General features: G+C 61.1%; 15 protein-coding genes. 8 read left to right on the forward strand and 7 right to left on the reverse strand.

Features of this window, described 5'->3' with window-relative positions:
• Nucleotides 1–291 precede the first annotated feature (291 nt).
• From SKA53_RS08990 to SKA53_RS09000, 3 genes are read left to right on the forward strand one after another with little or no spacing between them, the layout of a single operon-like run.
• Nucleotides 292–921: a glutathione S-transferase family protein gene (locus SKA53_RS08990; RefSeq protein WP_007205816.1), complete on the forward strand. Its 630-nt coding sequence runs from the start codon at nt 292–294 to the stop codon at nt 919–921.
• A gap of 12 nt (nt 922–933) precedes the next feature.
• On the forward strand, nt 934–2,145 hold the full coding sequence (locus tag SKA53_RS08995; RefSeq protein ID WP_007205817.1) for an acetyl-CoA C-acetyltransferase: 1,212 nt from the start codon (nt 934–936) through the stop codon (nt 2,143–2,145).
• A 10-nt stretch (nt 2,146–2,155) separates the two neighbouring features.
• Entirely contained in the window at nt 2,156–4,354 is a 2,199-nt protein-coding gene (locus SKA53_RS09000) for a 3-hydroxyacyl-CoA dehydrogenase NAD-binding domain-containing protein (RefSeq protein ID WP_007205818.1), read from the forward strand.
• A gap of 39 nt (nt 4,355–4,393) precedes the next feature.
• On the opposite strand, the gene SKA53_RS09005 is transcribed toward SKA53_RS09000, so the two are convergent.
• Nucleotides 4,394–5,305: a DMT family transporter gene (locus SKA53_RS09005; RefSeq protein WP_007205819.1), complete on the reverse strand. Its 912-nt coding sequence runs from the start codon at nt 5,303–5,305 to the stop codon at nt 4,394–4,396.
• A gap of 92 nt (nt 5,306–5,397) precedes the next feature.
• Between SKA53_RS09005 and SKA53_RS09010 the strand changes: the two genes are divergently transcribed.
• On the forward strand, nt 5,398–7,023 hold the full coding sequence (locus tag SKA53_RS09010) for an AMP-binding protein (RefSeq protein WP_007205820.1): 1,626 nt from the start codon (nt 5,398–5,400) through the stop codon (nt 7,021–7,023).
• Nucleotides 7,024–7,105: 82 nt separating this feature from the next.
• Complete coding sequence (locus SKA53_RS09015) at nt 7,106–8,122, forward strand: hypothetical protein (protein ID WP_007205821.1); 1,017 nt, start codon at nt 7,106–7,108, stop codon at nt 8,120–8,122.
• Between the two features lie 3 nt (nt 8,123–8,125).
• On the opposite strand, the gene upp is transcribed toward SKA53_RS09015, so the two are convergent.
• The 6 genes from upp to SKA53_RS09045 are packed head-to-tail and all read right to left on the reverse strand — an operon-like array spanning nt 8,126 to nt 13,751.
• Entirely contained in the window at nt 8,126–8,758 is a 633-nt protein-coding gene (gene upp, locus SKA53_RS09020; protein WP_007205822.1) for a uracil phosphoribosyltransferase, read from the reverse strand.
• Nucleotides 8,755–9,744, reverse strand: a complete 990-nt coding sequence (locus tag SKA53_RS09025) for an adenosine deaminase (RefSeq protein WP_007205823.1) — start codon at nt 9,742–9,744, stop codon at nt 8,755–8,757. Before SKA53_RS09025 ends, upp begins: the two co-directional genes overlap by 4 nt.
• Entirely contained in the window at nt 9,741–10,916 is a 1,176-nt protein-coding gene (locus tag SKA53_RS09030; RefSeq protein WP_007205824.1) for a phosphopentomutase, read from the reverse strand. The genes SKA53_RS09025 and SKA53_RS09030 overlap by 4 nt, the downstream gene beginning before the upstream one ends.
• Nucleotides 10,916–12,217, reverse strand: a complete 1,302-nt coding sequence (locus tag SKA53_RS09035; RefSeq protein WP_007205825.1) for a thymidine phosphorylase — start codon at nt 12,215–12,217, stop codon at nt 10,916–10,918. Before SKA53_RS09035 ends, SKA53_RS09030 begins: the two co-directional genes overlap by 1 nt.
• Before the next feature lie 3 nt (nt 12,218–12,220).
• The gene (locus SKA53_RS09040) at nt 12,221–12,661 is read right to left on the reverse strand and encodes a cytidine deaminase (protein WP_007205826.1); all 441 of its coding nucleotides are present in this window, start codon (nt 12,659–12,661) and stop codon (nt 12,221–12,223) included.
• A gap of 22 nt (nt 12,662–12,683) precedes the next feature.
• Entirely contained in the window at nt 12,684–13,751 is a 1,068-nt protein-coding gene (locus tag SKA53_RS09045; RefSeq protein ID WP_007205827.1) for a cupin domain-containing protein, read from the reverse strand.
• A gap of 126 nt (nt 13,752–13,877) precedes the next feature.
• On the opposite strand from SKA53_RS09045, the gene SKA53_RS09050 reads away from it, so the two are divergent.
• The 3 genes from SKA53_RS09050 to SKA53_RS09060 all read left to right on the forward strand — a co-directional run bounded on the left by SKA53_RS09050 (nt 13,878) and on the right by SKA53_RS09060 (nt 19,029).
• On the forward strand, nt 13,878–16,157 hold the full coding sequence (locus SKA53_RS09050) for an NADP-dependent malic enzyme (RefSeq protein ID WP_040483238.1): 2,280 nt from the start codon (nt 13,878–13,880) through the stop codon (nt 16,155–16,157).
• The gene (locus SKA53_RS09055) at nt 16,150–16,947 is read left to right on the forward strand and encodes a putative nucleotide-diphospho-sugar transferase (RefSeq protein ID WP_007205829.1); all 798 of its coding nucleotides are present in this window, start codon (nt 16,150–16,152) and stop codon (nt 16,945–16,947) included. The genes SKA53_RS09050 and SKA53_RS09055 overlap by 8 nt, the downstream gene beginning before the upstream one ends.
• A 189-nt stretch (nt 16,948–17,136) precedes the next feature.
• Nucleotides 17,137–19,029, forward strand: a complete 1,893-nt coding sequence (locus tag SKA53_RS09060) for a propionyl-CoA synthetase (RefSeq protein ID WP_007205830.1) — start codon at nt 17,137–17,139, stop codon at nt 19,027–19,029.
• Nucleotides 19,030–19,048: the final 19 nt, after the last annotated feature.

The following is a 19,048-nucleotide window of genomic DNA, read 5'->3' on the forward strand; positions in this document are numbered from 1 at the left end:
CAAGACCAGTGCCCGACGCCTGCGGCGGGCAAAGGGCCTCCGGCGGGAGTATTTGAAACAAAGCGAGACGAAAAGTCCCCCGAACCTGAGAGAGTTCCCCGCGTCCGGGGCGCAGCAACACAGGCCAGGGTCCTTTCGCTTTGTACGGTCATCGGCTCTCCAGCCTGTACCGTGCAGTATTCCTGCCAAAGATAGGTTAAGACGAGGTCAACGAAGCAAGCTTGCCCTCGCTTTGTTGTAAATACTCATCTGGCCCCGCAGGGCCAAAAGCAGAAAAGCGATCACATGCCCATGAAACTTCATTGCTTTGCCGAAAGCGGAAACGCCTACAAGGCGGCCCTCACTTTAACCCTGACCGATCAGGACTGGGAGCCGGTGTTTGTCGATTTCTTCAACGGCGCGACCCGCAGCCCCGAGTTTCGCGCATTGAATGTCATGGGCGAGGTGCCGGTGTTCGAGGATGGCGATCTGGTGCTGACCCAATCGGCGGTGATTCAGGACTATATTAGTTCGAAATCCGGCAAACTGGGGGGCCGGTCTGCTGCCGAGCGTCGTGACGTGCTGCGCTGGATGTTCTTTGACAACCACAAGGTCAGTGGTGTCGCTGGCCCTTTGCGGTTCAACATGAACTTCCTGCCAGAGGCTAAGCGCAACGCCGATGTGAACGCCTTTCTGGCGATGCGTCTGGCCTCGGCGCTCAAGGTAATGGAAACCCACCTGACAGGGCGCGACTGGCTGGCAGGTGAAGATATGACCATCGCCGATATCGCCTGTGCCGGTTACCTGTTCTATTCCGAACCCTTTACCTTTGCGCGCACTGATTACCCCCAGATCGACCGCTGGCTGGACAGGATCTCTGCCCGACCCAGTTGGAAACACCCCTATGACTTGATGCCGCGTGGCCTGACCAGCGCGACCTGAACGGAGGACACAATGACCGACGCCTATATCTATGACGCGATCCGCACGCCCCGCGGCAAAGGCCGTGCCGATGGCAGCCTGCACGAGGTGACATCCGCCCGCCTGTCCGCCGGTGTGTTGAATGCACTGAAAGAGCGCAACAACCTTGAAGGTCACGCGGTCGAGGATGTGATCTGGGGCAACGTCACCCAGGTCGGCGAACAGGGCGGATGTCTTGCCCGCACCGCGGTGCTGGCATCCGATCTTGACCAGTCGATCCCGGGCCTTGCGATCAACCGTTTTTGTGCATCGGGCATGGAAGCCGTGAACCTTGCCGCGAACCAAGTGCGCGGCGGGGCGGGGCAGGCCTATATCGCGGGTGGCGTCGAGATGATGGGCCGTGTGCCGATGGGCAGCGACGGTGCGGCGATTGCCGTTGATCCTTCGATCGCAATGGACAGCTATTTCGTCCCGCAGGGGATTTCCGCCGATATCATCGCCACCGAATACGGCTTTACCCGCGATGAGGCGGACCAGCTGGCCGTGGCCAGCCAGCAACGCGCCAAGGCAGCTTGGGATGATGGCCGTTTCGCCAAATCCGTGGTCACCGTGCGCGACATCAACGGTTTGGCCATTCTGGACCATGACGAATACATGCGCCCAGAGACGAATATGCAGACGCTGGGGTCACTGAACCCCGCGTTTCAGGCCATGGGCGAGGTCATGCCCGGTTTCGACAAGATCGCCTTGATGAAATACCCCCATCTGGAACGGATCAACCACATCCACCATGCGGGCAATTCATCCGGTATCGTCGATGGTGCCGCTGGCGTGCTGGTCGCATCAAAAGAATGGGGCGAGGCCATGGGTCTGAAACCCCGCGCCGTGATCCGGGCCACCGCCAAGATCGGCACCGATCCGACCATCATGCTGACCGGCCCCGTGCCTGTCACCGAAAAGATCCTGCGCGATAGCGGTATGGCAATCAGTGACATCGACCTGTTCGAGGTCAACGAAGCTTTTGCATCCGTCGTGCTGCGGTTCATGCAGGCGTTCAACGTTGACCACGACCGCGTCAACGTGAACGGCGGGTCGATCGCCATGGGTCACCCTTTGGGGGCCACGGGGGCCATCATCATCGGCACCTTGCTGGACGAGCTGGAACGCACCGGCAAATCCACCGGCCTTGCGACGCTGTGCATCGCATCGGGCATGGGTGCAGCTACGATCATCGAACGCGTGTAAGGGGACCAACATGACTGATTTTACACTCAAAACCGATGCCGATGGCGTAGCCATCATCACATGGGACACAGTCGGCAAATCCATGAACGTGATGAACCAGCAAGGGTTCACCGATCTGGATGCGCTGGTGGGCCACGCCTTGGCCGATGATGCGGTCAAAGGCATTATCATCACTTCGGGCAAGCCTGACAGTTTCGCAGGCGGCATGGACCTGAACATCATCGCGCGGATGAAAGACAGCGCCGGTGACGACCCCGCGCGTGGGTTGTTTGACGGCGTGATGGCGATGCATGGCGTGCTGCGCCGGATCGAACGCGCGGGCATGGACCCCAAGACCAACAAGGGCGGCAAGCCCATCGCCGCCGCCCTGCCCGGCACGGCGCTGGGGATCGGGCTGGAAATCCCGCTGGCCTGTCACCGCATCTTTGCCGCCGATAACCCCAAGGCGAAAATCGGCCTGCCCGAAATCATGGTTGGCATCTTTCCCGGTGCCGGTGGCACCACCCGTCTGGCGCGCAAACTAGGGGCGATGGGCGCATCACCCCTGCTGTTGGAAGGCAAGTTGAACGATCCTCAAGCCGCCAAACGCGCAGGCGTGATTGACGAGGTAGTGCCCGCCGAAGACTTGATCTCGGCCGCCAAGGCGTGGGTGCTGTCGAACCCTGCAATCGTGAAACCGTGGGACGAGAAAGGCTATAAAATGCCCGGTGGCGCGCCCTATCACCCTGCCGGCTTCATGACCTTTGTTGGCGCATCCGCCATGGTCAACGGCAAGACGATGGGTGTCTATCCTGCCGCCAAGGCCCTGCTTAGCGCCGTTTACGAAGGCGCATTGGTCCCATTCGACACCGCGCTGAAGATCGAGGCACGCTGGTTCACCAATGTCTTGATGAACCCGTCATCCAGCGCGATGATCCGCAGCCTGTTCATCAACAAAGAAGCGCTCGAAAAAGGGGCCAACCGCCCACAAGCGCCCGATCAAAAGGTCAGACAGGTCGGCGTGATCGGCGCGGGCATGATGGGCGCGGGCATCGCGCTGGTGTCTGCGCTTGCCGGCATCAAGGTCGTGCTGATCGACGCCAAACAGGACGCCGCTGAGAAGGGCAAATCCTATACCGCCGCTTACATGGACAAAGGCATCGCCCGCAAAAAAGCGACCGAGGACAAGAAAGCCGCCGTGCTGGGGCTGATCCACGCCACGACCGATTATGCCGCGCTGAAAGACTGCGATCTGATCGTCGAAGCGGTGTTCGAGGATGTAGGCGTCAAGGCCGAGGTTACCAAAAAGGTGCAGGCCGTCACTGGCGCGGGTTGCATCTTTGCGACCAACACATCGACCCTGCCAATCACGGAGCTTGCCAAGGCCAGCAATGATCCGACCAATTTTATCGGCATCCACTTCTTTTCCCCCGTGGACAAGATGATGCTGGTGGAGATCATCAAGGGCGAGGCGACGGGCGATGTCGCTGTGGCCAAAGCGCTCGATTTCGTGCGCCAGATCCGCAAGACGCCGATCGTGGTGAACGACGCGCGGTTCTTTTACGCCAACCGCTGCATCATTCCCTACATCAACGAAGGCATCCGCATGGTCCGCGAAGGGGTCGAACCCGCCCTGATCGAAAATGCTGCCAAACTGGTGGGTATGCCGCTGGGCCCGCTGCAACTGGTCGATGAAACCAGCATTGATCTGGGCGTGAAAATCGCCAAGGCCACCCGCGCTGCGATGGGCGATGCCTATCCCGATGGCGTGGTGGACGAGGTGTTGTTCTGGATGGCCGACCAGACCCGTCTGGGGCGCAAATCGAATGCCGGCTTCTATGCCTATGACGACAAGGGCAAACGCACCGGCCTATGGGACGGTCTGGCCGTGCAATACCCTGTCGCGGATCAGCAACCCGACCTGGTGACCGTGCAGCACCGCCTGCTTTTCGCGCAAGTGCTGGAGGCCGTGCGCGCGCTGGAAGACGGCGTGCTGACCGACATCCGCGAAGGCGATGTGGGCGCGATCCTTGGCTGGGGCTTTGCGCCTTGGTCGGGCGGGCCGTTCAGCTGGCTGGACATCATCGGCGCGCCTTATGCCGCTGAACGCTGTGACCAGTTGACCGCGCAGTTCGGGGATCGTTTCACGACGCCTGACCTTTTGCGCGACATGGCAGCCAAGGGCCACGAATTCTACAAACGCTTTGGCACAGGTGCAAAAGCCGCCTGATCAAGGTGGCGCATCCCAGTAAACGGGGTGCGCCACCCCTTACGTGCTGCGGCGCGACACGATGATGATACCGGCAAGTGCGATCAACGCCATACCTGCCATTGCGACCGGGCTGACAAGATCGCCCCACAGATACCACGCCCACCCGCTGGCGAAGATCAGCAGCGAATATTCATAGACGGCGACCTGACTGGCCTCGCCCAGTTGATAGCCGCGGAACAGACAGAAAATGCCGACCAGCGCCAAGGCGGCCTGAACTGCGATCCAGAACGCCAAATCGGCAGTCACGGGCATCCAGCCGCGCTGCGCGAAACCCTCTGCGCCGGTTCCGGTAGACGGCAGCAGCAGGCAGCCAAAGGCCCCAAAAACGGCCAGCATTGCAAAAAACCCGGCGCTGAGCGTCAGGGTGGTTTCGCCTTCGCACCATGCGCGGGTGGCGATGGCCCCGATGGCATACAATAGCCCCGCAAGGATCGGCAGGAATACGACCAAATCAAGTGCTGCCGGATCAGGCCGGATCACCAAAAGCGCGCCCGCAAACCCCGTGATAATCGCAAGGCTGCGGCCCCAGCCGACACGCTTGCCTTGAAAGATCACCGCGATCAGCAGCACAAAAATCGGGGATGTGAACAGACCAGCCACGACGATGCCGATAGGCAGAATGGCCAGACAGCCGAAATAGATCAGCATGGACCCCGCCTGAAACACGCTGCGCCCGAACACTGCCCAAGGCCGTTTTGGCCGCAAACTACCCCGGCCCAGCAGCGCAATCAGGCACAAAGCGCCAAGCGCCAGAGTACCACGCAGCAGGTGGAACTGCCAAAGCGATCCATCCGCCGCGACATGGGGAACGAAATTGTCGCTCAGCCCCAAGGTTGCCATCCCCACGATGATATAAAGCGCTGCATGCGACGACACGATCTGGTCAGGCAAGGCGAGCTGGGGTGTCATCAGGCAGCTTTCTCAACAGGATTCCGCTTTCAAAGTCGCCGATGCACCGCAATACTCTGTCCAGATAGCGACCAAGATGGCGGGGGGGCGACATGGGCTGGATGCGCGATGAGACGGGGCTGGGCAAACGGGCGGCCAATCATGTGCCGCTGACGCCCTTATCGCACCTGCAACGCGCTGGCTTGGTCTTTGCCAACCGAGAGGCGCTCGTCTATGGCACGGCGCGGTTGACCTATGCGCAATATCATCGGCGCGTCACGCGGCTGGCTTCGGCGCTGGTCAAGGCGGGGGTGCAGCCGGGCGATGTGGTCGCCACGATCCTGCCCAATATCCCCGCCCAATCCGAGGCGGCATTCGGCGTCCCCGCCTGTGGCGCGGTGCTGAACACGATCAACATCCGGCTGGATGTGGATACCATCGCCTATATCCTTGATCATGGCGAGGCGAAGGTTGTGCTGGTGGACAGCCAGTTCCTGCCGCAGGCGATGGCGGCCATCGACCAGATGCAGGGGCCTACGCCATTGGTAATTGAAGTGCCAGACGACCACGCGGGTATCCTTACCACCGGCACCCAGCAGAATTACGAGGATTTTCTAGCCACGGGCGACCCCGATTTCGCATGGATCCTGCCGCATGATGAATGGGAAAGCCTTGCGCTGAATTACACTTCTGGCACCACTGGCCGTCCCAAGGGCGTGGTCTATCACCATCGCGGCGCCTATCTGATGACGCTGGGCACAGCGATATCGTGGGAAATGCCGACCTTTGTGCGCTATTTGCAGATCGTGCCGCTGTTTCATTGCAACGGCTGGAACCACACATGGATGCTGCCCGCGCTGGGTGGCACCGCGATCTGCTGCCGCGACATCACTGCATCGACGATCTATGATGCCATCGCCGATCACGGGGCCACGCATTTCGGCGGCGCGCCGATCGTGCTGAACCTGCTAGTGAATGCAAAACCAGAGCATCGCCGCCAGTTTGACCACATGGTGCAGGTGTTCACCGCAGGCGCACCCCCTGCCCCCGCAACACTGGCCGCGATTGGCAAGCTGGGGTTTCACGTCAAACAGGTCTACGGGCTGACCGAAACCTTTGGCCATGTCACCGAATGTATCTGGGACCCCGCATGGGATACCCTGCCAGAGGCCGAACAGGCCGCAATCAAGGCGCGCCAAGGTGTCGGCTTTCCGATCATGGAAGACGTGACCGTCGTCAACGACCAGATGGAGCCCGTGCCGTGGGACGGCACCACGCAGGGCGAGATTGTCATGCGCGGCAATGCGGTGATGAAAGGCTACCTGAAAAACCCAGACGCCACCGAAAGGGCGTTTGCAGGCGGCTATTTCCACTCCGAGGATCTGGCGATCCAGCATCCGGATGGCATGATCCAGATATCCGACCGCGCCAAGGACATCATCATTTCAGGCGGCGAAAACATCAGCTCTGTCGAGGTAGAGGCCGCGCTGATGCACCATGCAGCCGTAAACCTGTGTGCTGTGGTGGCACAATCAGACGAAAAATGGGGTGAAATCCCTTGCGCCTTTGTTGAGCTGAAAGACGGGGCCACCGCGACCGAGGCCGAGATCATCGCCTTTGCGCGCGAACGGCTCGCAGGGTTCAAATGCCCCAAACGCGTGGTGTTTCAGGACCTGCCCAAGACATCAACCGGCAAGATCCAGAAATTCGAACTGCGCCTGATCGTCAAGGCGTTCTGATCACGGGGGCGCAGGGCCGTTTCGGGCATGACAACTTGGACCTGTGGGCGTAAGGTAGCTGCAAAAAAGGCAGTATGGGCAGATGACAGCGCTCGATCGATATGTGCGTCTGGAAAGCGATGGGCTCTGGCGGCCTGCGCCTGACCAGCAGCGCCGGCAGGTCACAATCTCTTTTGGCGATGCGACGCTGGTCATTGCCGACGGCGCCGCGCGCCCGCTGGCGCATTGGTCGCTGCCCGCGGTGATCCGTCTGAACCCTGACGAGCGCCCCGCAATCTATGCCCCTGATCAAGAGGCAAGCGAGGCACTGGAGATCGCCGACGAGATCATGATCGACGCCATCGAAGAGGTCCGCAAATCGCTGGCCAAGTCACGTCCACAGCCCGGAAAACTGCGTCACTGGATCACGGCAGGGATCGTGGCCGCGACGCTGGCGTTGGCCGTGTTCTGGCTGCCCGGCGCGCTGATGCGACAGACACTGGCGGTGGTGCCAAATGCCAAACGGGTCGAGATCGGCGCAATCATCCTTGCCCATGTGCAGACCAAAACCGGCGCGGTCTGCCGCGATACGACCGCACAGGCAGCGGCAGGTACCCTGGCGACACGGGTTTTCGGGGCGGGCACGCCGCTGAACATCGTTGTCGTGCCAAAGCTGGACCAAGGGGCGCTGGCGATGCCGGGCGGGCTGATCATTCTGGATGCGGGACTGTTGCAGGCGGCAGATGATCCGGTGGCCGTGGCGGGGTTCGTGTTGGCCAGCCATGTGGCGCTCGGCAACCACGACAGCCTTGAACCCGTGCTCCGGCAAGCAGGGCTGGCCACAACCTTTGGCTTGCTCACGACAGGTGATATTCCGCGCGACGTATTGCAGCGCCATACCGAAGCCGTTTTGGACCAGCCCGCACCGCAGGCTGATCCTGCCGATCTACGTCGCGCCTTCGCGGCGGCCAATCTGCCACAACGGCCCTATCAGGTGCTGGCGGATGCGCGCAGCGGCACGATGCCTGATCTGGGCCGTGATACACTAGACGGCCAGCCATCGCCACCGGTGATGACCGACAGCGCGTGGATCAGTTTGCAGAACATCTGCAACCGATGACGGCTATTTGGTGCCGAACATCCGGTCGCCTGCATCCCCCAGACCCGGCACGATATAGCCGCGATCATTCAGGTGGCTGTCAATGGCGGCGGTGACAATCGGCACATCGGGATGCGCCGCGCGCATCCGCGCGATACCTTCGGGGGCGGCCAGCAGGCACAGGAAACGGATATTCGTGGCCCCCGCCTGTTTCAACAGATCAATCGCCGCGACAGACGAATTACCGGTGGCCAGCATTGGATCAACGGCGATGACCAGCCGGTCCTCCAGCTCTGTGGGGACCTTGAAATAATATTGCACTGGCTGCAGGGTTTCTTCGTCGCGGTAAAGCCCCACGAACCCGACGCGCGCCGAGGGGATCAGTTCCAGCACGCCATCCAGCAACCCGTTGCCCGCGCGCAGAATCGACACCAACGCCAGTTTCTTGCCGTCGATCACCGGCGCATCCATCGGTTCCAGCGGCGTGTCGATCCGGCGGGTCGTCATCGGCAGACCGCGCGTCACCTCATAGGCGAGCAACTGGCTGATCTCGCGCAGCAACTGGCGGAACAGCGCGGTGGACGTTTCCCTTTGCCGCATCAACGTCAGCTTATGCTGCACCAGCGGATGGGTAACATGGGTGACATGGTCGTTCATTGGGCAGGCTCCAGTCGTTTGGCCACACGGGCACGGGTGGCGTCGTCGCAGAAAGCGGCGGTAAGGGCGGTTTGGTTCAACGCGGCAAAATCGGCCGCGTCCCAGCCGAATGTCCGGTGTAGCAGGTCACATTCGGCGGTCATCGTGGTATGAAAGAACGGCGGATCATCGGTCGAGACCGTGACCTTGACGCCCGCATCGCGCAGGCGGGCGATGGGGTGGCTGGCCCAGTCGGTGACTGCCTTGAGGACGACATTGGACCCGGGGCAGACCTCCAGCACGATATCCTTGTCCACGATCTCGCGCAGCAAGGCGGGATCGTCGATCGCCCCGATGCCGTGGCCGATACGGGCGACCTTCAGATCGCGGATGGTTTCGGCCACCATGGCCGCACCGCCCCATTCGCCTGCATGACAGGTCAGGGGCAAGCCCGCTTCGCGCGCGATGTCGAAAGAATAGGCATAATCGGCAGGCCGCCCCGCCAATTCACCACCTGCCATGCCATACCCGACAACAAAGCCGCCAAAGGTTTCCGCCGCACAGCGCGCCGCAGGTTTGCAAGCATCGGGGCCGAAATGGCGGATGCCGGTCACGATCCCGCGCATCGTGATGCCGAAACGCGCCTCGCCTTCGGCCGCGGCGTCGGACATCGCGGCAAGGTAATCCTTCCATGCCACCAGATCACCACCGCCGCAGAAATCGGGAGAGACGAAAGTTTCCATGTAAACAACACCGTGTTGCGCGGTTTCTTCCAGCACGGCCAGCGTCAGGCGGCGGAAATCATCGGGCGTTTGCAGGGTGGTGCAGGCGGCCTCGTAAACCTTCAGGAAATGGTCGAAATCGCGGAAATCATAGCCGCCTGCGGGGGTGAAAATCCCGCTGATGTCGATCTTTTTCTCAGCCGCGAGCATGCGGATGAAATCGGGCGGCGCGCAGCCTTCCAGATGGGTGTGCAGTTCGATCTTGGGAAGCGTTTGAAAACTCATAAAAAACTCTTTCCTGCGCCGCGATAGGGCACTGACAAATGATCCGCGATGCTGGCCGCAACATCCGAAAAGGCCAGATGCCCCAAGGGTCCGTCCCCGATTCCATGCACCAGCACCGGCACCCGTTCGCGGGTATGGTCGGTGCCGGGCCATGTCGGGTCATTGCCATGGTCGGCGGTGACGATCAACAGATCATCCTTGGCCAGACGTGCCAAAAGCGCGCCCAGTGCCGCATCGAACCACGCCAGATGTGCAGCATAGCCAGCCACATCGCGCCTGTGGCCATAGTCGCTGTCGAATTCGACAAGATTGGCAAAGATGAAATCGCCGTCATCGGCTGTGTCCAGCAGATCGCTGATGTGATCCATCAGCACGGCATCCTTGCCCTTGTACAAAGTATCGATACCTTGCATCGAAAAGATATCACCGATCTTGCCCACGGCATGTACCTTGCCGCCCGCCGCCTGCACATCGTCGCAGATCGACGGGCCGGGCAGCGGGATCGCGTAATCCTTGCGGTTGGCGGTGCGGGTAAAGGCACCGACCTCACCCATGAAAGGCCGCGCGATGACGCGACCGACCTTCATTGCATGCAGCGTGGGCGCAAGATCGGCGCAAAGCTGGTAAAGCCGGTCCAGCCCAAAATGATCCTCATGTGCCGCGATCTGCAAGACGCTATCGGCAGAGGTATAGCAGATGGGCCAGCCGTGGCGCAGATGTGCCGCGCCTTCACGGTCGATGATCGCAGTACCGGAGGCGTGGCAATTGCCCAAGATGCCGCCGGTCCCAGCCGCCTTGCAGATTTGCGCAGTCAGATCAGGCGGAAAGGCAGGCGTCGTGTCGGGGAAATGGTGCCAGTCCCAAGGCACCGGCACGCCCGCCAGTTCCCAATGACCCGACGGCGTGTCCTTGCCGCGCGACACTTCGGTTGCGGCCCCCCATGCGCCGGTCGGCACAGCACCAAGCCCCGGTACCTCTGACCCAGAGGCCAGTTGCACCGATGCCCCCAGCCCCAGCGCATCCAGATGCGGCAGGCGCAGCGGCACCGCCTTCGCGATATGGCCAAGGGTATTTGCGCCGGTATCGGGCAGGTCGCCGTTGAAATATTGCGCGGCATCGGGTGCCCCGCCAATGCCCACGCTGTCGATCACGATCAGGATTGCGCGCGCCATCAGCCGATCCTTTCCAGAACAAGAGCGCCGGGCACGGCTGCGGCGCCAATGGTGATCGCCGCCCGCACGGCGCGCGCGGCGTCTATCGCGGCTTCTTCGGTCGCGGCATGCAGCGTGCACAGCGGCTGGCCGCGCGTCACGGAGGCACCCAGCCCGATCATGTCAGTCAGCCCGACGGATGGGTTGATCCGGTCGGTTTCAATCCGCCGCCCGCCTCCCAAGCCCACAACGACCAGCCCCAGCGCCTCGCCGTCAATAGCGGTGATATGGCCGCTGTCCGGTGCCGTAACCTCGCCCATGATGGGGGCTGCGGGCAGATGGGTGCGCCAATCCTCGGCCATGTCGGGTGGACCGCCCATCGCGGCGATCATGCGGGCAAAGCGTTCCATCGCCTCGCCCGACGACAGCGCCAGCGCGACTTGCGCGCTGGCCTCGGGCGCGCTCCGGCCTTGCAAGGTCAGCAGATGCACGCAAAGCGCCTTGGTCAATTCCGCTAGGCGGGGGGCGGCGGCGCTGTTGCCTTCCAGCACTTCCATGCAGACCGCAACCTCGACCGCATTGCCCAACGCGGGGGCAAGAGGCGCGTTCATGTCGGTGATCAGCGCTGCCGTTCGGCACCCTGCCCCATTGGCCGCACTGACCAGCGCCTGCGCCAGCGCACGCGCGTCATCCGGCGTTTTCATGAAAGCGCCCGATCCGCATTTGACATCCAATATCAGACCATCCAGCCCCGCCGCCAGTTTCTTGGACAGGATCGACGCCGTGATCAGGTCGATGGAGTCCACCGTCGCCGTCACATCGCGGATCGCGTATAGCCTGCGGTCGGCGGGCGCGATCTGGCCTGTCGCGCTCACGATGGCGCAGCCCACCTCGCGCGTTATCTGGCGCAGGTGCTGTTCCGTGACTTGAGTAGACAGGCCGGGAATTGCCTCCAGCTTATCGAGCGTGCCGCCGGTATGTCCCAAGCCGCGCCCCGAAATCATCGGCACATAGGCCCCGCAGGCCGCCAGCACAGGCGCTGCAATCAGCGACACGCAATCGCCCACGCCACCTGTGGAATGTTTATCCAGCACCGGCCCCGGCAGGTCCCATGACAGCACATCACCGCTGTCACGCATCGCGCGTGTCAACGCCACGCTTCCCTGATCGGACAGACCGTTCAAACAAACTGCCATCGCAAAGGCCCCAGCCTGCGCGTCGCTGACCGAACCATTTGCCAAACCTTGCGCGAACCACCCGAGTGCTTCTGCGTCAGGCGTCTGGCGGTTGCGGATCGCGGCTATGATCGCGCGGGCGTCCAAGGGTCAGACGCGGCTCATGTAATCGGCGTCGAAACTGCCTGGCAGCAGGTCAGCCACTGTCGTGCGTTGTACGATCCCGTCCATCGTAGCCAGCGTCACGGCAACATCGCCATGCGCAAATTCTGCGATCTTTTGCCGGCAGCCACCACAGGGGCTGACCGGCTTGGGGCTGTCGGCAATCACCGCGACTTCGGCGATGCGGGTGTCACCGCCCGCAATCATCGCAGCGATGGCCCCTGCCTCGGCGCAGGTACCTTCGGGATAGGCCACGTTTTCGACGTTGCAGCCGGTGTAAATGGTGCCGGATGCCGACCGGATCGCAGCACCCACCTTGAACTTGGAATAGGGGGCATAAGCATTTTCGCGCACGGCACGGGCATTGTCGATCAGCGACATGAAAACCTCCGGTTGGGTCAGGTCAGATTGGTGCGGCCTGCGGCGCAATGCAAGACCCGTAGGCCGGGCTTCAGCCCGGCAACGTGACCTCGAGCAATTCCAGATCATCGCTTGGCTTTGCATAGCGCGTGCGCATGCCGGGCGGGATCACAAAGGCATCGCCTGCGGTCAGGACATAGGGGTCCTTGCCCTCCCCTTCGAGCAGCATCTCGCCGGCCATGACAAAGGTGAAATGGATATCCGCCTCATGCGCCGTCCATTCCGGATCACCCGTGCCGCGCCTGATCACGTGCACACCCGCGACGCCTTTGGTATTGGCGGCAATCGTGGTGTCGCGCGCGATATAACCGGGCAGGTGCGCGGGCTGCCAATCGGCATCCGCCGCCTTGTTGTAGACGAACTTTTGCCCCTGCCATTCACGGTCAGGCCGCAGATGCGGTGTCGGCAGCGTCATGTCGTGGTCGATCTCGGTCACATGTTCGGCGGGCACGCCGATCTCGATCACCTCGATCCCGTCAGAGGCTTCCAACACACGGTGGCGGATTTCGGGCGGCTGGATGAAACAATCCCCCGCGGTCAGGCGGATCGGGCCGCCCTGATCCTCGTACACCACATCAACCCAGCCCTTGATGCAGAAAATCAGCTGAAACCCCACCTTGTGGAAATGCACCATGTCAGGAACCGGCCCGCCATCGGGGATACGGATGTGGCTGGCGATGATCGACCCGCCCAGCCGTGTCGGGATCAGGTCACGGTACTGCATCCCCGCCCGACCGATCACCCAAGGTGCCTGATCTGCCAGTCGGCGCACGACAAAAGCGTGATCCGTACGCGGCAGCACCAGCGGCGGGTTGAGCGGATGTACACTGACCAGCGTGCCACCGGGGGATGTCAGGTCGGTCTGCCCATCCGCAAACGCCGGATCATCGGTCAATATCCGTAGGCCGGGGTTCACCCCGGCACCCTGTTCCAACCGCACCCGCAAGCCGTGGCCGGAATAAACCGCAACACTGGGGTCATCCGCAGGATAGATCATATCCAGCCGCATCCCCAGCACCTTGCCAAAAAACGCCAGATCGGCGCGCAAGTCCGTTGTCGGCAGGCAAATTTCGGCGCGGATTTCATGCAAGTGTGTCATCCAGTTTACATTGTCCCGCGCGCGAAAGATTTGCAAGATTGCGCAAAGCGTGATTAACCGCGCGGCAGGCTTTCCCTTGCGGCAGCAAATTGGTTTAACGTTAAACCATATTGAATGGAGATGATGATGGTCGATGAAACAGCGAACAGCCAGCGACAGGCTGCCCTTGATTATCATAAGTATCCCAAGCCCGGAAAACTGGAAATCCGCGCCACCAAACCGCTGGCGAACGGCCGCGATCTGGCCCGCGCCTATTCGCCGGGCGTCGCCGAAGCCTGTCTTGAAATCAAGGCAGACCCCGACACCGCCCGCGATTACACCGCGCGCGGCAATCTGGTGGCCGTGGTCACCAACGGCACGGCAGTGCTGGGGCTGGGCAATATCGGCGCGCTCGCGTCCAAACCGGTGATGGAAGGCAAGGCCGTCCTGTTCAAGAAATTCGCCAATATCGACTGTTTCGACATCGAATTAAACGAATCCGATCCTTACAAGCTGGCCGATATCGTCTGCGCGCTGGAGCCGACCTTTGGTGCCATCAACCTCGAGGATATCAAGGCCCCCGATTGTTTCATTGTCGAAAAGCTGTGCCGCGAACGGATGAACATCCCCGTGTTTCACGACGACCAGCACGGCACAGCGATTGTCGTGGGCGCGGCGGCGGTGAACGCGTTGCATGTTGCGGGCAAAAAGTTCGAGGATATTAAAATCGTCAGCACCGGCGGCGGGGCGGCCGGGATCGCCTGCCTGAACATGTTGCTGAAACTGGGCGTGAAACGCGAAAATGTCTGGCTTTGTGATATCGAAGGGCTGGTCTATCACGGCCGCGAAAAGGACATGAGCCCGCAAAAAGCCGAATATGCACAAGGCACCGTGCCTGCGACTTTGGCCGATGTGATCGGTGGCGCGGATCTGTTTCTAGGCCTGTCCGGCCCCGGCGTTCTGAAACCCGAAATGGTGGCCCGCATGGCCGCGCGCCCGATCATCTTTGCTTTGGCCAACCCCAACCCCGAAATCGACCCTGATGCCGCCCGTGCCGTGACGCCCGATGCGATCATCGCCACGGGGCGCAGCGATTACCCCAATCAGGTCAATAACGTGCTGTGCTTTCCTTTCATCTTTCGCGGTGCGCTCGATGCCGGCGCGACCGAGATCAACGACGAGATGAAGATCGCCTGTATCGAAGGCATCGCCGCGCTTGCCCGCGCGACGACCAGCGCCGAAGCCGCCGCCGCCTATAGCGGCGAAAAACTGACTTTTGGCGCGGATTACCTGATCCCCAAACCGTTTGATCCGCGCCTCATGGGTGTTGTTGCCTGCGCCGTGGCAAAGGCCGCGATGGAAACAGGTGTCGCGCTGCGGCCAATTGCGGATCTGAAAGCCTACAAGGAAAAACTCGACGGGTCGGTGTTCAAATCCGCGATGATCATGCGCCCGGTATTCGAGGCCGCGCGCACCGCATCACGCCGCATCGTCTTTGCTGAGGGCGAGGATGAACGCGTTCTGCGCGCCGCACAGGCCGTAATGGAGGACACGACCGAAACCCCGATCCTGATCGGCCGTCCCGATGTGATCGAAAGCCGCTGTGAACGCGCAGGCCTGAAAATCCGCCCCGGTGTGGATTTCAACGTCGTGAACCCCGAAAATGACCCCCGCTATCGCGATTATTGGGAAACCTATCATGGCCTGATGGCCCGGCGCGGCGTGACACCCGACCTTGCCAAGGCGATCATGCGCACCAACACAACCGCCATCGGCGCGGTCATGGTCCAGCGCGGCGAGGCCGACAGCCTGATCTGCGGCACCTTTGGCCAATTCCTGTGGCATCTGAAATATATCACCGAGATCCTTGGCACGCCCGCGTTGCACCCCGTGGGGGCCTTGTCGCTGATGATCCTTGAAGACGGGCCTTTGTTCATCGCCGACACGCAGGTCCATCCTGAACCCACGCCCGCACAAATCGCGGAATCGGTGATCGGGGCGGCACGTCACGTGCGCCGCTTTGGGTTGGAACCCAAGATCGCGCTATGTTCGCACAGCCAGTTCGGCAATCTGGATTGTGACACGGGCCGCCGGATGCGCGCGGCCATGGCGATCCTTGATAGTGCGCCCCGCGATTTCGCCTATGAAGGCGAGATGCATATCGACAGCGCGCTCGACGTGGACCTGCGCAGCCGGATTTTCCCCGGCGCGCATCTGCCGGGTCCGGCCAATACGCTGATCTTTGCCAATACCGATGCCGCATCGGGCGTACGCAATATTCTGAAAATGAAAGGCGGCGGGCTCGAGGTTGGGCCGATCCTGATGGGCATGGGGAACCGCTGTCATATCGTCACCCCGTCGATCACCGCGCGCGGTCTGCTGAACATGTCCGCAATCGCAGGCACACCGGTGGCGCATTATGGCTGATATGACACCGGTTTTCCTGTGTTTCAAATGGGGCAAGGGATATCCGTGCCGCTATACCAATATCCTGTTCCGTGCGCTGTGCGATCAGATGCAGACACCGTTCCGCTTGGTCTGTTTGACGGATGATCCCGAAGGGTTGGCCGAGGGGATCGAGACGATGCCGCTGCCTGCCTTTGCAATGGATCGCAAAGATTGGCAAAATGGGATGTGGCCAAAGCTGTCCGCCTTTGCACCCGGCCTGCTTGCGCCCGGCACGCCCGTCATCATGATGGATGTGGATGTGGTCGTGCTGCGTGATCTGACGCCGCTGTTCGATCAGCTGCGTGCCAAGGGCGGCCTGCATATCATCCGCGAGATTCCCGACACTTTGCCGCGGTGGTTTCCATCGGTCTTTGGCAAACCGTTGCTGTCGAATTCTTCTGTTGTCGGGTTCATTGCGGGCACACAGGATCACCTGTTCGAAATGTTCCGTGACAAATCTTTTGCGCAGGTCCAGCATTTTCACAATGATCAGGATTTCATTCACCATCACGCCCACGACCGGCAGCATTGGCCAATTGGCTGGATGATCAGTTTCAAGAAAGATTGCGTCTTTCATTTTCCAGTCAATCTTGTCCGACCAATCCGGCGGCCCAATGCCTTTGTTGTCATCTTTCACGGCACCCCGAACCCAGAGGATATGGTTCAGGGCCCTTTCAAACGGTGGGGCTCGCCCGAGAAATTCGGATATTTCCCTGTCCGCTGGATCAAGGATTACTGGACCCGCTATTCCCGCCCGACGGATCGTTGATAATCTTTCGGTAAAGGCGATTCCGACCTCCAGCGGGGATCAACGTGAATTGCCACAGGCAACGCATGTAGCTTGGAAGGTACAATGTAAATTCATTCACAACATGGCATCTGTGCTGCCCTGCCATGTTGCCTGACCGGCTTGCTGCGCGTAACAAGACCGCAACAGCGGTTTTGGGAGGAACGTGGGATGGGGTATGCAGAGGTTTACGCAGGCTGGCAAAAAGACCCCGAAGGGTTCTGGATGGAGCAGGCGAAAGCAATTGACTGGGTCACGCCGCCCAGCAAGGCGCTCAACGACAGCACAGCCCCGATCTATAGCTGGTTTGCAGATTCACAGGTAAACACCTGTTACAATGCGGTGGACCGTCATGTGGCCGCAGGCCGCGGCGATCAGGCGGCGATCATTTATGATAGCCCTGTCACCGACACCAAGCGCACCATCACCTATGCGCAGTTGCTGAACAACGTATCATCGCTGGCCGGGGCCTTGCGCGCCAAGGGTATCGCCAAGGGCGACCGCGTGCTCATCTACATGCCGATGGTGCCAGAAGCATTAGAGGCGATGCTGGCCTGCGCACGGCTGGGTGCGGTGCATTCTGTCGTCTTCGGCGGGTTTGCGGCGCATGAACTGGCAGTGCGGATCAATGACGCCACGCCTAAGGCGATTATTGCAGGGTCCTGCGGGATCGAACCGGGGCGGGTGGTGAAATACAAACCCCTGCTGGATGCCGCCATCGCAGAAGCCACCCACAAGCCCGATTTCTGCGTGATCCTGCAGCGCGAACAGGGACCCGCCGACCTGATCCCCGGCCGCGATCATGACTGGCACGAGGTCCAGCAAGGTGTGACCCCTACTGAATGTGTCCCCGTCGAGGGCGATCATCCCGCCTATATTCTTTACACGTCAGGCACCACCGGTGCGCCCAAGGGGGTCGTGCGCGCAACGGCAGGCCATCTGGTTGCGCTGAACTGGACGATGAAAGCGATCTATAACGTCGATCCGGGCGATGTATTCTGGGCGGCGTCCGATGTCGGCTGGGTCGTGGGCCATTCCTATATCTGCTATGCACCACTGATCCATGGCAACACCACCGTCGTCTTTGAAGGCAAGCCCATCGGCACGCCTGATGCCGGCACCTTCTGGCGGGTCATCGAGGAACACAACGTCCGGTCATTCTTTACAGCGCCCACGGCGTTCCGCGCGATCAAGCGCGAAGACCCCAAGGGCGAGATGATCAAGAGCTACGATATTTCTTGTCTGCGCGCGCTGTATCTGGCCGGCGAACGCGCGGATCCCGATACCATCGTCTGGGCGCAGAATGTCATGAAGGTGCCAGTCTATGACCATTGGTGGCAGACTGAAACCGGCTGGACCATCGCGGGTAATCCTGTGGGGATCGAGGCTTTGCCGGTCAAGATCGGGTCGCCGACCGTGCCGATGCCCGGCTATGACGTGCGCATATTGGACGAGGCGGGCCATCCTGTCGCGCCCGGCACGCTGGGGGCCATCGCAATCAAACTGCCTTTGCCGCCCGGCACGCTGCCGACACTGTGGAATGCCGAGGACCGCTTTCTCAAATCTTATCTGACCACCTTTCCGGGCTATTATGAAACCGGCGATGCGGGGATGATTGACGCAGATGGTTATCTTTACATCATGGCGCGCACCGATGATGTGATCAACGTGGCAGGGCATCGGTTGTCCACCGGCGCGATGGAAGAAGTCCTCGCCAACCATCCCGATGTCGGTGAATGTGCGGTGATTGGCGTGGCGGACGAGTTGAAAGGGCAATTGCCCTTGGGATTTGTCTGTCTGAACAAGGGCTGCAACAAGCCTCATGACGAGATCGTCAAAGAAGTGATCAGCGCCGTGCGCGACACGATCGGGCCTGTCGCCGCGTTCAAGCTGGTCGCCGTGGTGGACCGCCTGCCGAAAACGCGGTCGGGCAAGATATTGCGCGCCACGATGGTCAAGATCGCGGATGGGCAGGATTTCAAAATGCCCGCCACCATCGACGACCCCGCGATTCTGGACGAGATCCGCGCGGCGCTGCAACCCTTGGGCTACGCCAAGACCTGACGGGGCCGTGAAGGCGCGG

Source organism: Yoonia vestfoldensis SKA53 (assembly GCF_000152785.1).
In the GTDB taxonomy this organism is placed as follows: domain Bacteria; phylum Pseudomonadota; class Alphaproteobacteria; order Rhodobacterales; family Rhodobacteraceae; genus Yoonia; species Yoonia vestfoldensis_A.

Coding starts and splice junctions, on each gene's coding strand:
- SKA53_RS08990 (WP_007205816.1), top strand. CDS start 292: ATGAAACTTCATTGCTTTGCCGAAAGCGGAAACGCCTACAAGGCGGCC.
- SKA53_RS08995 (WP_007205817.1), top strand. CDS start 934: ATGACCGACGCCTATATCTATGACGCGATCCGCACGCCCCGCGGCAAA.
- SKA53_RS09000 (WP_007205818.1), top strand. CDS start 2,156: ATGACTGATTTTACACTCAAAACCGATGCCGATGGCGTAGCCATCATC.
- SKA53_RS09005 (WP_007205819.1), bottom strand. CDS start 5,305: ATGACACCCCAGCTCGCCTTGCCTGACCAGATCGTGTCGTCGCATGCA.
- SKA53_RS09010 (WP_007205820.1), top strand. CDS start 5,398: ATGGGCTGGATGCGCGATGAGACGGGGCTGGGCAAACGGGCGGCCAAT.
- SKA53_RS09015 (WP_007205821.1), top strand. CDS start 7,106: ATGACAGCGCTCGATCGATATGTGCGTCTGGAAAGCGATGGGCTCTGG.
- upp (WP_007205822.1), bottom strand. CDS start 8,758: ATGAACGACCATGTCACCCATGTTACCCATCCGCTGGTGCAGCATAAG.
- SKA53_RS09025 (WP_007205823.1), bottom strand. CDS start 9,744: ATGAGTTTTCAAACGCTTCCCAAGATCGAACTGCACACCCATCTGGAA.
- SKA53_RS09030 (WP_007205824.1), bottom strand. CDS start 10,916: ATGGCGCGCGCAATCCTGATCGTGATCGACAGCGTGGGCATTGGCGGG.
- SKA53_RS09045 (WP_007205827.1), bottom strand. CDS start 13,751: ATGACACACTTGCATGAAATCCGCGCCGAAATTTGCCTGCCGACAACG.
- SKA53_RS09050 (WP_040483238.1), top strand. CDS start 13,878: ATGGTCGATGAAACAGCGAACAGCCAGCGACAGGCTGCCCTTGATTAT.
- SKA53_RS09055 (WP_007205829.1), top strand. CDS start 16,150: ATGGCTGATATGACACCGGTTTTCCTGTGTTTCAAATGGGGCAAGGGA.
- SKA53_RS09060 (WP_007205830.1), top strand. CDS start 17,137: ATGGGGTATGCAGAGGTTTACGCAGGCTGGCAAAAAGACCCCGAAGGG.